The sequence below is a fragment of the Serratia sp. 2C06 genome, assembly GCF_050037615.1.
GTDB classification, from domain to species: domain Bacteria; phylum Pseudomonadota; class Gammaproteobacteria; order Enterobacterales; family Enterobacteriaceae; genus Serratia; species Serratia ureilytica.
The window spans coordinates 2,008,348-2,021,477 of sequence record NZ_CP188299.1; the positions used below are offsets into that span (position 1 = coordinate 2,008,348).

The following is a 13,130-nucleotide window of genomic DNA, read 5'->3' on the forward strand; positions in this document are numbered from 1 at the left end:
AGAGAGACAAAATCGTCAGGAACGATTTTGAACAACGCGGAGCGTTGGCCCCGAAGGGGTGAGTATCAGGATGATACGAATAATTTTCAGCGACGTTCCAAGATTGGTTCTGATGGCTTCATGGAAGTGAAGCGGTTGGAATGAAACAGAATTTGCCTGGCGGCAATAGCGCGGTGGTCCCACCTGACCCCATGCCGAACTCAGAAGTGAAACGCCGTAGCGCCGATGGTAGTGTGGGGTCTCCCCATGCGAGAGTAGGACACTGCCAGGCATCAAATAAACGTTATCAGTGTGACGACTGGTAATGCGCAAGTCGCAAAGCGCGATATTGCCGGTATCGAAAGATACAACGTAAAAGAATCGGTGGAGCGGTAGTTCAGTTGGTTAGAATACCTGCCTGTCACGCAGGGGGTCGCGGGTTCGAGCCCCGTCCGTTCCGCCACTTAATTGATAAGCCCTGAGTCTCTGACTCAGGGCTTTTTCATATCTATATTTTGCGCTTTTCAGGCCGGAATTGTCCTTCCTTACCGCCTTATCTCCCGATATTGTTGCCTTTAGATCAAAAGTCTTATGCCGAACCAGGCGTTTTTGATCAATAAAAAAGTTGCCATAATCTTCCTCATACCACATTTACCCGTTAATGAGAGAAAACATTATGAGCATCCCTGCATTTGGTTTAGGTACTTTCCGCCTTCAGGATCAGGTTGTTATCGATTCTGTCAGCACCGCACTTGAGCTGGGCTACCGTACTATCGATACCGCACAGATCTATGAAAACGAAGCGGCTGTTGGCCAGGCTATCGCTGCCAGCGGCGTGAAACGTGAAGATCTGTTCATCACCACCAAGATTTGGATCGCGAACCTGGCGAAAGGCGCGCTGATCCCAAGCCTGCAAGAAAGCCTGAAAAAACTGCAAACGTCCTACGTTGATCTGACGTTGATCCACTGGCCGTCACCCCACGACGAAGTGCCGGTTGCCGAATTTATGGCTGAGCTGCTGGAAGCGAAAAAGCTGGGGCTGACCCGTCAAATTGGCGTATCTAACTTCACCATCGATTTGATGCAGCAAGCGATTGACGCGATTGGCGCCGATGAAATCGCCACCAACCAAATCGAGCTGTCACCGTTCTTGCAGAACCGCAAGGTGGTCGAATTTGCACAGCAGCACGGCATCGCCATCACCTCTTACATGACGTTGGCCTACGGCAAAGCGCTGCAGGATGAAACGATCAAAAGCATCGCTGCTCGTCACAATGCGACCCCAGCACAGGTGGTCCTGGCTTGGGCATTGAAGCTGGGTTATGCGGTGATCCCTTCCTCGACCAAGCGTGAAAACCTGGCGAGCAACCTATTGGCACAGCAACTGACGCTGACCGACGAAGATATGGCGCAGATCGCCGCACTGGAGTGCAACGGCCGTCTGGTTAGTCCGGAAGGCCTGGCGCCAAACTGGGATTAATCATTCCTCGCAGTAGTCAGCATAAGGCGTCCATCGGGGCGCCTTTTTTATCGTTTCAGGTATTCACTCACAAAATCAATAAAGCTGCGCAGACGGTTGCTGACGGCGCTGTCGCTGTAGTAAACCGCGTTGATCGGCATGGCGACCGGCAGTGTCGCTTCCACCAGAATCGGGACCAAATCTCCACGTTTGATATCTTCGTCGCTCATAAAGTCGGACAGGCAGGCGATACCGTTGCCATGCAGACAGAGATGGCGCTGGGTTTCTCCACTATTGGTGGTCAAACCGGGGGTGATTTCCAACTGGCTGCCATCTGAACAAGCCAGTGGCCAACGGTTCAAGCTGGGCAGGTCGTTGAAACCGATACAGCAGTGATGTGCAAGATCTTCTACCGTTAGCGGCGTGCCGTGCTGAGCCAGATAAGCGGGGGAGGCGAGCACATGTCGGTAGCTGGTCATCAGTTTGCGTGCTTTCAGCGTAGAATCGGTCAGCTCGCCTACGCGGATCGCGATATCCACTTTTCGCTCGATCAGATTGATAAAGTTTTCCGAAGACACCAGCGATAACGACATTTCTGGATAACGTTCGCGGAACTCGGCCACTAAAGGCGTCAGCATATGCAGCACCACCGGCGTTGCCGCATCGACGCGCAGCAGGCCTTGCGGGCGCTGGCGGCTTTCCATCAGCGCATTTTCCGCCGCGGCCATGTCGTTCAGTACCTTCTGCACCTGGCGAAAGTAATTCTCTCCTTCCTGAGTCAGGCTGATTTGGCGCGTGGTGCGGTTGAGCAACGTTACGCCCAGTTTGCTTTCCAGTTTTTTCACCGTTCGGCTGACTACGGAGTTCGCTTGTTCCAGGCGTTCGGCCGCCCGGCTGAAGCTGCCGCTTTCTACGACGGTGACAAAGGTGATCAACTCGTCAGAGTTTGCTTTCATTTTTGCTCCGATAGCAAAGTTAATTTGAAATTTTGAGCATTTTTATCATTTAAGCATAGGCCGATAATAGCCGTCATCAACTTGAATGCTATTTCGGAGTAAAAAATGCCACTCGCATTACTTGCCTTAACCATCAGCGCTTTTGCTATCGGCACGACCGAGTTCGTGATTGTCGGGTTGATCCCGACTATCGCGGAGCAGCTTGGGGTGACCGTACCGTCCGCTGGATTGCTGGTGACTATCTATGCCCTCGGCGTGGCCATTGGCGCGCCGGTGCTGACGGCCCTGACCAGCCGCATACCTCGCAAACTGCTGCTGGTTGGCCTGATGGTGCTGTTCACTCTCGGCAACCTGCTGGCCTGGCAGTCACCCAGCTATGAATCGCTGGTAGTGGCTCGGTTGTTGACCGGCCTGGCTCACGGCGTGTTCTTCTCTATCGGCTCCACTATCGCCACTAGCCTGGTGGCGAAAGAGAAGGCGGCCTCCGCCATCGCCATCATGTTTGGTGGCCTGACGGTGGCGTTGGTGACCGGCGTACCGCTGGGGACGTTCATCGGCCAGCAGTTTGGCTGGCGTGAGACCTTCCTGGCCGTTTCTCTGATTGGCGCTGTCGCCACGCTGGCCAGCGTTATTCTGGTACCGAGCAATATCAAGAACCAGGGCAGCGCCGGCGTGCGGGAACAGCTGAAAGTGCTGACTCATCCTCGTCTGCTGCTGATTTACGCGATTACCGCATTGGGATACGGCGGGGTCTTCACGACCTTTACCTTCCTTGCGCCGATGATGCAGGAACTGGCCGGCTTCTCTGCTCCGACCGTGAGCTGGATACTATTGGCTTATGGCGTCGCGGTGGCGGTGGGTAACATCTGGGGAGGCAAGCTGGCCGATCGTCATGGGGCCGTGCGTGCGCTGAGCTTTATCTTTGCCGCGCTGGCCATTTTGTTGCTGGTGTTCCAGTTTACCGCCAGCCACAGTATTGCCGCGTTGCTGACGGTGATTGTGATGGGCGTGTTCGCTTTCGGCAACGTGCCGGGGCTGCAGGTGTATGTGGTGCAGAAAGCCGCGCAATACACGCCAAATGCGGTGGATGTGGCGTCCGGTCTCAACATCGCGGCGTTCAACATCGGCATTGCGCTCGGCTCGGTGATTGGCGGCCAGACCGTTGCCTCACTGGGGCTGGCGCAGACCCCCTGGATTGGCGCGTTGATCGTGGTGGTTGCATTGTTACTGGTTAGCTTCAGCGGTCGCCTGGATAAAAAGTCTCAGCTGCAAACGGCTTAATACGTAAAACTCTTGCTGCCTGGCCCGCATTTTGCGGGCCTTTTCGCATTTTTCACCTATTACCCCTCACCTTTACACAGCTATACCGTCAGAAGATTGAAATCGCTGCAGGCGGCCCCTATAACTGAAAAGGTGATGCCCGCAAAAGCCATGCCCTCTATGCAGGGTAGGCGTATAATCAATTCATCGTTGGCGAGTGTTCATCGCCAGTTTTCATGTTAATGGGTAATAGGCGAATCGCGTGCCGAAACGAACTTATGCAATGAGGTATGTTGCAGGTCAGCCAGTTGAGCGAATCTTTCCTGGTGCCGTTAACCAGCCGTTGCCGCCAGGGGCGGCGCTGCCGACGACCGGCGCCCTGCGCGTCATGGTATGGAATATTTTCAAACAGCAGCGAGCCGACTGGCTTTCGGTGCTGAAAAACCATGGCAAAGACGCGCAGCTGGTATTGTTGCAAGAGGCGCAAACCACGCCAGAGTTGGTGAGCTACGCTACCGCCAACTATCTGGCGGCCGATCAGGTGCCGGCCTTTGTGCTGCCGCAGCACCCTTCCGGCGTGATGACGCTGGCTGCCGCTCATCCTGTTTACTGTTGCCCGCTGCGTGAGCGGGAGCCGCTGCTGCGGCTTTCCAAGTCGGCCCTGATCACCGTTTATCCGCTGTACAACGGCGAACTGTTGATGGTGGTGAACATCCATGCGGTGAACTTTAGCCTGGGTGTCGACGTCTACAGCAAGCAGTTGGGGCCGATAGGCGAACAGATCGCCAGTCACCGGGGGCCGGTGATTATGGCGGGGGATTTCAACGCCTGGAGCCGCAAGCGCATCAATGCACTGTATGACTTTGCCGGAGAGATGGCGCTGCGCGAGGTGAGTTTCACCGACGACCATCGCCGCAAGGCCTTCGGTCGTCCACTGGATTTCGTATTTTACCGCAATCTGGGAGTGGTGGAGGCGTCGGTGCTGGTGACCAGCGCGTCGGATCACAACCCGCTGTTGGTGGAGTTTCACCCGGAGAAAGACTCGCCGGTATGGTGAATCGCAGCTAATAAAAAAGCACCCCGAAGGGTGCTTTTTTTGTGCCGAACATTTAAGTATCCGGCGTCATCTTGTTGCCGACAAACAGGGTCAGCTTCAGACCTGGCTGCAGGTTGCCTTTGGCTAGCGTTGAATTCCAACGCATCACGTCGTTAATATCGACGCCGTGACGACGTGCGATACTGGCGAGCGAATCACCTTTACGAACCTGGTAGGTGATACTGCTGTTACTGCCAGTATTGCTGGCCACTTGCAGGGTTTGCCCAACTTTTAAGGCGCTCTTGGCGCGTAAGTTGTTCCAACTCTGCAAATCGCTGGTCTTAACGTTCAGCCGCTTGGCTATGGCCGATAAGGTGTCGCCGGAGCGCACTTTATACGAACTGCCACCGGACAAACCGCTGTTCTTCGCCAACTGCGTCGTTGGCTGAGTCACGGCGATCTGGCCATCGGCCAGCGAGTCTTTCAGCTGATCGGCATGCCCTTTGGGAACCATGATGTAATGGGGCCCGTTGGGTGCCGTAACGCCTTTTTTGTAGCCTGGGTTATACGCTTTCATCTTGGTGACTGAAAGCCCAGCCATCTCAGCCGCCTGAGTCAGCTGGATCTGCTGCCCGACATCGATACGAGCCAGCGCACGGGTTTCATCCGTTTTCGGGAGTTTCACGCCGTACTTCTTGCTGTTCTTGATGATGTCGCTCAGCGCCAGCATTTTCGGGACATAGATTGACGTTTCACGCGGAAGCGACAATGCCCAGAAATTGGTTGGCTTACCCTGGCGTTTGTTTGCCTTCACCGCTTGCATCACGCGGCCTTCACCACTGTTATAGGCGGCTACGGTCAGTAACCAGTCGCCGTTAAACATGCGGTTCAAGCGCTGCATCATGTTAAGCGCAGCGGTTGTCGAGGCGACGACATCGCGTCGACCGTCATACCACTGATTGTTTTTCAAACCATAATTGCGACCCGTTTGCGGCACGATTTGCCATAGCCCTGCGGCGTTGGCACTTGACGTGGCGTGTGGGTCAAAAGCGCTCTCCACTATGGGTAGCAGTACCAGTTCCATCGGCATATTACGTTTCTTAATCTGCCCGACTATCCAGTACATGTACGGCTCTGCCCGTAATGTTACATCGTGGAGATAGCTCTTACTTTTTAAGTACTTTCTTTTCTGATCACGGATCCGGGAATTTTCCGGAACCTCCATCTTCAGCTCGTCGCTAATGAAGTTCCACAGGTCCTGTTGCGCGGCGGGACTGTTGTTATCCAACCACCGCGCCGAGCTCGCTCGGCCATTTCCTGTGTACTCTCCTGCTTCACCATCTTGACCAGCCGAAGACAAACTCTGTGCATGCTGTTCTGGCGCCGGTGCGTCCTGCCTGGACGACTGGCAACCCACTAGCAAGACCGAGGCGAGAAATATCGCTTTAGCCTTCATGTGTGTGTCAATGTAGTTGCTTAAAAGACGAGCAATAATACTTTGCTTCGCCAAATAACACAACTAAAAGCTTAGAAGTTATCTTTCCGCAGGCGTAATTCAGAAAAAACTGAATGAAGGCTTTCCGGTGGTGAATTAAAGCCTAATTTCTTTTGTAAATCAGTGTCATGGCAACGTAAAAACAGGTTAATTTTGCGCTCTAATTGCAACGTGGTCGGCACGCTAGCTTGGCCTTTTGCCCTTAACGCTTCAACATGTTGTTGATATGTTTCAATCTCTCGATCTTCCGGCAAAATAGCCCGCGCAAACTTAAGATTTGAAAGAGTATATTCATGCGCGCAGCAAATTAAGGTGTTATCGGGAAGTTGCGCGAGTTGTTGAAATGAGTCGTACATTTGTTTTGCGGTGCCTTCAAACAGCCTGCCGCAGCCGGCGGAGAAAATGGTGTCGCCGCAGAACAGATAAGGGGCACTATAGAATGCCACATGGCCCAGCGTATGGCCGGGAACGGCGATAGTCCTGTATTGGCGGCCATCGATATCAAAGGTGTCGCCGTCGTGGACGACGTGGTTGGCGCCTTTGCCAGCGGTTTCCTGCGGCCCGTAGACCGCCAGGCCCGGGTATTGTGAGACAATCTGCGCCACGCCACCGACGTGATCGTGGTGGTGGTGGGTCAGCAGGATCGCCGACGGCGCCAGCTGCAGGCGCTGCAGCGCCTCGAGCACCGGCCGCGCTTCACCCGGATCGACGATAATGCAGCGCCCCTGCCGGTCATCCAATAACCAAATGTAATTGTCCTGGAAGGCGGGAATGCTGATAAGATTCATGGTGTACCTCTCGTTGGCAACGGCTTGAAAGAAGATAATAAATCATGAAACCAGCCCATACTCTACAAAAGCTCACCGGCCCGCAGTCCTGGGCTGAGCTGCCGTGGGGGGAGTACTATCGTGAAGCGCTCGAGCGGCAGTTGCAACCCTGGTGGCCCAAGCTGTTCGGTTTCCATCTGCTGAAGATGGGCATGCTCAGCGCCGAGCTGGCCACGGATAAATGCGCAATCTCCCACCAGGTCAACGTAGGGCTGGAGGGGGAAGGGCTGCAGGTGATCGCCGACGCCTATCAACTGCCGTTCGCCGCCAAATCGGTGGATGCCTGCCTGTTGGCGCATACGCTGTCCTACGCGGACGATCCGCATCGCATGCTGCGTGAGGTGGATAGGGTGTTGATCGACGATGGCTGGCTGGTTGTCAGCAGCTTCAATCCGTTCAGCCTGCTGGGATTGGGCAAGCTGGTGCCCGGATTGCGTCATCGTCAGCCCTATGTCAGCCGCATGTTTACCCAGATGCGGTTGTTGGATTGGCTCAGCCTGCTGAATTACGAGGTGTTGCACCAGGCGCGTTTTCACGTGCTGCCGTGGCACCGCAAGGGCGGCAAGTTTTTATGCACCCATTTGCCGGCGCTGGGCTGCATGAGCGTGATTGTGGCGCGCAAGCGCACCTTGCCGCTGACGCCCACGCCGATGAAACTGGGGGCGAGAAAGCCGTCTCTCAGCCGCGCGGTGGGCGCGACCAAGAGTTATCGCAAGCTGCCTTAGGCTTCCGGTTGGTAGCCGACGTCATCTTGCGTCGGTTTACCCGCCGCCTCGCGCGCCAGCTCGTCGCAGCGTTCGTTCTCCGGGTGGCCGGCGTGGCCCTTGACCCACTCCCATTTAACGGTGTGGCGCTGAATGGCCTGATCCAGCCGCTGCCACAGATCGACATTCTTGACCGGTTTTTTGTCGGCGGTTTTCCAACCGCGTTTCTTCCAGTTATGGATCCAGCTGGTAATGCCCTGGCGCACGTACTGGCTGTCGGTGCTGAGCGTCACGGCGCAAGGCACCGTCAGCGCTTCCAACGCCACGATCGCCGCCATCATTTCCATGCGGTTATTGGTGGTCAGACGAAATCCTTCGCTGAAGGTTTTTTCCGTCTGCTTATAGCGCAGTATCGCGCCGTAGCCACCGGGGCCAGGGTTGCCAAGGCAGGAGCCGTCGGTGAAAATTTCTACCTGTTTGAGCATCTCTGGTAGACTCTTCCTATCAGTTTTATAAAAGCCAAGTCTGACATAAACGAGCGCTGTGAGCACTGCAATATGATCTCTACAACCACCAGACAGATTGTCCTCGATACCGAAACCACCGGTATGAACAAGCTTGGGGTGCACTACGAAGGGCACCGCATTATCGAAATCGGTGCGGTGGAAGTGATTAACCGCCGCCTGACCGGGCGCAATTTCCACGTATACATCAAGCCGGATCGGCTGGTGGATCCGGAAGCGTACGGCGTACACGGCATCAGTGACGACTTCCTGGCCGACAAACCGACCTTCGATCAGGTTGCCGACGAATTCCTCGACTTTATCCGCGGCGGCGAGCTGGTGATCCATAACGCGGCGTTCGATATCGGCTTTATGGATCACGAATTCCGCATGCTGCAGCAGGGGATCCCGAAGACCGAGACCTTCTGCACCATCACCGACAGCCTGATGATGGCGCGCCGCCTGTTCCCGGGCAAGCGCAACAACCTCGATGCCTTGTGCAGCCGCTATGAGATAGACAACAGCAAGCGTACGCTGCACGGCGCATTGCTCGATGCCGAGATCCTGGCGGAAGTCTATCTGGCGATGACCGGCGGTCAGACGTCGATAGCGTTCCAAATGGAAGGCGACACCCAGCAAAACGATGCCGCGCAAGAAATACAGCGTATCGTCCGCCCGGCTACGGCGATGAAAGTGGTCTACGCCAGCGACGAAGAAATAAAGGCGCACGAGGCGCGTCTGGATCTGGTGGCGAAGAAGGGCGGCAGCTGCCTGTGGCGCGAGGCGCCGGCGGAATAACGGCGTTTTTGCACGAAAAAAACGCACCGGGCGACCCTTCGTTGAAAAACTGTGCAAACGGTTCATTTGCGGAGAAAAAGGCGTTGACGGAACCGAGAGGCGTCCGTAATATGCGCCTCGTTCCCCCGCAAGAGGGAATGGCGCGGAGCGGTAGTTCAGTTGGTTAGAATACCTGCCTGTCACGCAGGGGGTCGCGGGTTCGAGCCCCGTCCGTTCCGCCACTATTCAGAAGCCCTGAGTTAGCGATAACTCAGGGCTTCGTCGTTTCCGTTCTCGGCAAAACGCTGCGGCCCAGAGAACGGGGCCGGCAGACCGGCCCCTTATCCTCAGAACAACACCGAGTAATTCAAGCCGAAGGTGCGTCCGCGGCCTTTATAGCTGTACAGCTCAGGCGAGCCGTAGGTCGGGCTGTACAGGATCGGCGCGCGTTGGCCCCAAACGGTGGTGTACTCCTTGTCCAACAGGTTTTCCACGCTGAAGCTGACTTTCCCCACCGGCAGGGCATAGCTGCCCAGGAAATCGAGGGTGTTGTAGCCATCTATTTTGCGGCCTTGGGTGGAGTTGGCCTTGGTATAATCGCCGTCGTCCGACACGTCGAAGGTTTGCTGCGACTGCAAGCGCAGATTCCAGTCGCCCGGCGCCCAGCCGACGTAAGCGGTGACTTTCGATGGGCTGGCGGTATCGACCACCAGCTTCTTCCATTCGCCGTTGACCTTGGTTTCAGAACGGATGAAGTTGAAGTTGGTGCCGGCGCTCCAGTCGCTGTCTTCGAAGAAGTAGTCCACCGCACCTTCCAGCCCATAGATGCGCCGCTTGTCCGCATTGACGTTAATGGTCATGTCGGTTTTGTTGATGGCGATGCTCTTGTCGGACAACGAGTAGTAGGCGGCGATTTGCGTGCGCAGGTTATCGCCGGTATAGCGCCAGCCCAGCTCGTAGGCGTTGACCTTGATGCCTTCCAGCTTGGAATCGCCGACGTTGACGCTCTTCAGCAACTGGTAATGGCCGCCGTTCAACGCGTAGGTGCCGTTGCCGTAATATTTGCCCGGATCCGGGATCTCGAAGCCCTGAGAGAAGTTGAACCAGGTTTGCTGACGCTCGGTCAAGTGCGCCAACAGACCGGCGTTGAACAGCGCATTGTTGTAGTCGGTTTTCCCTCCCGGGATGGCGTCGGCGGAGGCGGCGGCGCCGGTGGCGATCGCCTGCTGCTGGTTATAGCCGACGAAGTCGTCGATCTTGTTTTCGGTGTACTGGTAACGCACGCCGCCGCTCAGGGTGAAGATGGGATTGATGTCGTAACTGGCCTGCAGGAACGACGCCAGGTTGCTGGTGGTATAGCTCGGGTAGCGGCCGGTGCCGTAAGCGTTCTCCAGCGTCATGCCGCCGGACTGTTGGGCCTTCGCCAGGTTGAAGAACTGCTGGTTGGCGTTGAAGCTTTCATGCTCGGCGTCGATGCCGTAAGTCAGCGTCAGCGCGTCGACAGGTTTGCTGTTTAACGTCAGTTTGCCGCCGTAAAAATCGGTTTTTTGCTGCGAAGCGCCAATGCTGCTGACGTAATAGTTCGGCGCTTTGCCCGCCAGCGTTGGGAAGGGGTAGAAGGTCAACGTTTCGTCGCGGTAGTAGACCTGCGCCACCAGATCCTGGCCGAGGAAATCGGTGTTGGAATATTGCAGGTTGATCAGGTGGCGCTCGGTGCCGGGGATGCGATCGGAGTTTAAGTTACCGCTGTTGTACGCCTTGGCGTTGCCGGTCACCGCCGCGAAGTTTTCCCCCAGAAACAGGCCGTGATCGCCGTCGGACTGGCTTTTGTAGTATTGGGTGGTCAGCTGCAGCTGTTGATGATCGTCGATGTTGAGGGTGCCGGTGCCCATCACATCGAGGCGATTGGAATACTGCAGGCCGGTTTGAGTATTGTCGATCAGCACCTCGTTGCCTTTGCCGTCGTACCAGCCGCCGTAACGCTGGTAAGAAACGGACAGCCGCCCCGAGGCGTTGTCGTTGCCGCCGCTGACCGCCGCCGCCACGTTCTCGTCGTGATCGTTATGGCCGCCGAAGCCGGTTTTGCCGCCGACCTGCAATTCGACCTGCTGCTCTTTCTGTCCTTTCTTGGTCACGATATTGATCAGGCCGCCGGTGCTGCCGCCGCCGTACAGTGCGGTCGCGCCGGAAATCACCTCAATATGGTCGATATTGAACGGGTCGATCGAATCCAACTGGCGGCTGTCGCTGCGCGACGAGTTCAGGCGTACGCCGTCGATCATCACCATCATCGAACGGCCGCGCATATTCATGCCATAGTTGGTGCGGCCCTGGCCGCTGACGTCCATGCCGGGGATCAGCTGAGCCAACATGTCCTTGATCTCTTTGCCGCCCTGGACCTGCTGTTCGATCTCCTGACTTTCGATCACCCATGTCGTCTGCGCCATTTCCGCCGCGCTGCGGTGCGAACGGCTGGCGGAGACGACCACCTGCTCTTCGCTGCCGTTTTTCTGATCTTCTGCCCAGGCCGCCGGCGCAAGCAACGCCAGCAGACATGGGTTTAATACCCAAAGAGGTTTGCGTTTCATCGTTATTTCCCAGGTGATATTGTCGTTACGTTGTTTTTTGAGAATGCTTCTTTTATCAATAACGTTTCTTGTTATCAATAAAATCATGATATGATTTTTTGCTATGCATTAACGTAATTAATTAGTTTTATTAACATTTATCCGCTGCGCGATCGCGCGGCCACGCCGCCAACACGGCAGCCGATCGGTCATACGTAAAAGCGACAGCCGTTGCCGGAGAGTCGAGAACATGTCCGCCAGCTACAGAATTTTTGATATCACCCTGAAAAGCAAAACGCTGATTTCGCCCTCGCTGCTGCGCTGCGTGTTTGAAGGTGCGGATGTTCATCGCATGAAGCTGGAAGCGCCTGACCAGCGCATCAAACTGCTGTTCCCGGCGGCGGACGGCAAGATCACGCCGTTGGCCAACGGCCCGGACTGGTACGGCGATTACATGGCGCTCCCCAAAGAACAGCGTCCGGTAATGCGCACCTATACGCTGCGTGCGCTGCGCCGCGAGCAGAATCAGATGGACGTCGAGTTCGTGCTGCATGGCGTGAACGGCCCGGCTTCAGCCTGGGCGACCCATGCCGAACCCGGAGACACGATTCAAACGGTCGCCCCCAACGGTGACTTCGACGGCGACAGCGGCGGTTACGAATGGGCGCCGCCGGCGCAGTTGCAACAGGCGTTGCTGATCGCCGATGAGACGGCGGTGCCGGCGGCGATGGCGATTCTGGAACAGCTGGCGCAGCAGGCCAATCCGCCGCGGGTGCAGGCGTTTTTCGAGGTGCCGGTGGCGGCGGATTGCCTGGATTTGGCGCATTTCCCGTTCGCCGACGTTTATTGGCTGCCGCGCGACGTCGGCCGCCAGCTGGCGCACGGCACGCTGCTGGTGGAAGCGGTGCGCCAGCGGGTGGATATCCCCGCATCGGCCTGTGCGCAAGCGCAGTCCCTGGCGGAAAGCAGCCTGAGCGATGAGGTGTTGTGGGAGCGGGCGGCCGGCAGCAACGCTTTCTATGTCTGGGTAGCGGCCGAGTCTTCCGCGGTGAAAACGCTGCGGCGTTACCTGATTGGCGAACGCGATCTGGATCGCTCCACCGTTAACTTCATGGCCTATTGGTGCTGAGTCGGCCGCCGCCGTGCGCCTTCATCATGGGCTCTACCGCCTGGAGGCCTAAGGCGCGTCGAGCAGGCTGACGTGCGCCGCTACGATGCGCCAGCCACAGGGCAGCTTGACCCAGGTTTGCATTTGCCGCCCCCTGCGGTTGCTGCCCGGCCGATGAAATTCCGTGCTGGCCACCGCCATATCTTCACCAAAAGTCGTGATTTGGGTGTTTTCCAACAGCCGCTCCAGTCCGTTGGCCGGGCGCCGTTGACGAAAATCGCGGATTTCGTCGATACCGTAGAGGCTTTCGGTGGCGCCATAGCGCACCGTGCGCGCGTCGTGCCAGAACAACTCGTCCAGCACATCGATGTCATTGCTGATTAACGCCTGCTCATAGCGGTAAAAGGCGGCGTTGACCTCCGCCAGCACCGCCGGCCGATCGATATGTTCACTGTTCAT

12 protein-coding genes, 2 tRNA genes and 1 rRNA gene are annotated in these 13,130 nt (G+C 56.5%); 9 read left to right on the top strand and 6 right to left on the bottom strand.

Translation table 11 applies throughout. The annotated features are described in order from the left end of the window. Positions 1-155: 155 nt before the first annotated feature. From rrf to dkgB, 3 genes are all read left to right on the top strand, one after another. Positions 156-271: ribosomal RNA gene (rrf, locus tag ACP3TA_RS09880) — 5S ribosomal RNA — on the top strand. 94 nt (positions 272-365) lie between these two features. Beyond that, positions 366-442, top strand: a tRNA-Asp gene (locus ACP3TA_RS09885). 213 nt (positions 443-655) lie between these two features. Next, positions 656-1,459: a 2,5-didehydrogluconate reductase DkgB gene (dkgB, locus tag ACP3TA_RS09890; protein WP_033650993.1), complete on the top strand. Its 804-nt coding sequence runs from the start codon at positions 656-658 to the stop codon at positions 1,457-1,459. A 47-nt stretch (positions 1,460-1,506) separates the two neighbouring features. Here dkgB and yafC read toward each other — a convergent pair whose 3' ends face one another. Continuing rightward, complete coding sequence (gene yafC / locus ACP3TA_RS09895; protein WP_004930183.1) at positions 1,507-2,394, bottom strand: DNA-binding transcriptional regulator YafC; 888 nt, start codon at positions 2,392-2,394, stop codon at positions 1,507-1,509. A 105-nt stretch (positions 2,395-2,499) separates the two neighbouring features. On the opposite strand from yafC, the gene ACP3TA_RS09900 reads away from it, so the two are divergent. Together ACP3TA_RS09900 and ACP3TA_RS09905 are read left to right on the top strand one after the other, a co-directional pair. Continuing rightward, on the top strand, positions 2,500-3,675 hold the full coding sequence (locus ACP3TA_RS09900) for an MFS transporter (protein WP_046688268.1): 1,176 nt from the start codon (positions 2,500-2,502) through the stop codon (positions 3,673-3,675). Positions 3,676-3,916: 241 nt separating this feature from the next. After that, positions 3,917-4,711 (top strand): endonuclease/exonuclease/phosphatase family protein, encoded by a 795-nt coding sequence (locus ACP3TA_RS09905; protein ID WP_025160092.1) that lies wholly within the window; start codon positions 3,917-3,919, stop codon positions 4,709-4,711. A gap of 52 nt (positions 4,712-4,763) precedes the next feature. On the opposite strand, the gene mltD is transcribed toward ACP3TA_RS09905, so the two are convergent. Beyond that, entirely contained in the window at positions 4,764-6,146 is a 1,383-nt protein-coding gene (mltD, locus tag ACP3TA_RS09910) for a murein transglycosylase D (RefSeq protein WP_033650995.1), read from the bottom strand. Positions 6,147-6,217: 71 nt separating this feature from the next. Beyond that, positions 6,218-6,973 (bottom strand): hydroxyacylglutathione hydrolase, encoded by a 756-nt coding sequence (gloB, locus tag ACP3TA_RS09915; protein ID WP_046688269.1) that lies wholly within the window; start codon positions 6,971-6,973, stop codon positions 6,218-6,220. 44 nt (positions 6,974-7,017) lie between these two features. On the opposite strand from gloB, the gene ACP3TA_RS09920 reads away from it, so the two are divergent. Beyond that, positions 7,018-7,737, top strand: a complete 720-nt coding sequence (locus ACP3TA_RS09920; RefSeq protein ID WP_033641943.1) for a class I SAM-dependent methyltransferase — start codon at positions 7,018-7,020, stop codon at positions 7,735-7,737. Here the strand turns inward: ACP3TA_RS09920 and rnhA are convergent. Then, complete coding sequence (rnhA, locus tag ACP3TA_RS09925) at positions 7,734-8,201, bottom strand: ribonuclease HI (RefSeq protein WP_033641944.1); 468 nt, start codon at positions 8,199-8,201, stop codon at positions 7,734-7,736. The two genes, ACP3TA_RS09920 and rnhA, sit on opposite strands and share 4 nt — an antisense overlap. 72 nt (positions 8,202-8,273) lie before the next feature. Between rnhA and dnaQ the strand changes: the two genes are divergently transcribed. Then, a complete protein-coding gene (gene dnaQ / locus ACP3TA_RS09930) occupies positions 8,274-9,017 on the top strand; it encodes a DNA polymerase III subunit epsilon (protein ID WP_426784588.1) in 744 nt (247 codons plus the stop codon). A gap of 144 nt (positions 9,018-9,161) precedes the next feature. After that, positions 9,162-9,238 (top strand) — tRNA-Asp (locus ACP3TA_RS09935). A gap of 105 nt (positions 9,239-9,343) precedes the next feature. On the opposite strand, the gene ACP3TA_RS09940 is transcribed toward ACP3TA_RS09935, so the two are convergent. Continuing rightward, on the bottom strand, positions 9,344-11,584 hold the full coding sequence (locus ACP3TA_RS09940; RefSeq protein WP_042785643.1) for a TonB-dependent siderophore receptor: 2,241 nt from the start codon (positions 11,582-11,584) through the stop codon (positions 9,344-9,346). 229 nt (positions 11,585-11,813) lie between these two features. Between ACP3TA_RS09940 and ACP3TA_RS09945 the strand changes: the two genes are divergently transcribed. Further along, positions 11,814-12,692, top strand: a complete 879-nt coding sequence (locus ACP3TA_RS09945; protein WP_060659927.1) for a siderophore-interacting protein — start codon at positions 11,814-11,816, stop codon at positions 12,690-12,692. 48 nt (positions 12,693-12,740) lie between these two features. Here the strand turns inward: ACP3TA_RS09945 and hpxZ are convergent, their stop codons facing one another. Beyond that, positions 12,741-13,130, bottom strand: coding sequence for an oxalurate catabolism protein HpxZ (gene hpxZ, locus ACP3TA_RS09950; RefSeq protein ID WP_033641948.1), 390 nt, complete (start codon positions 13,128-13,130; stop codon positions 12,741-12,743).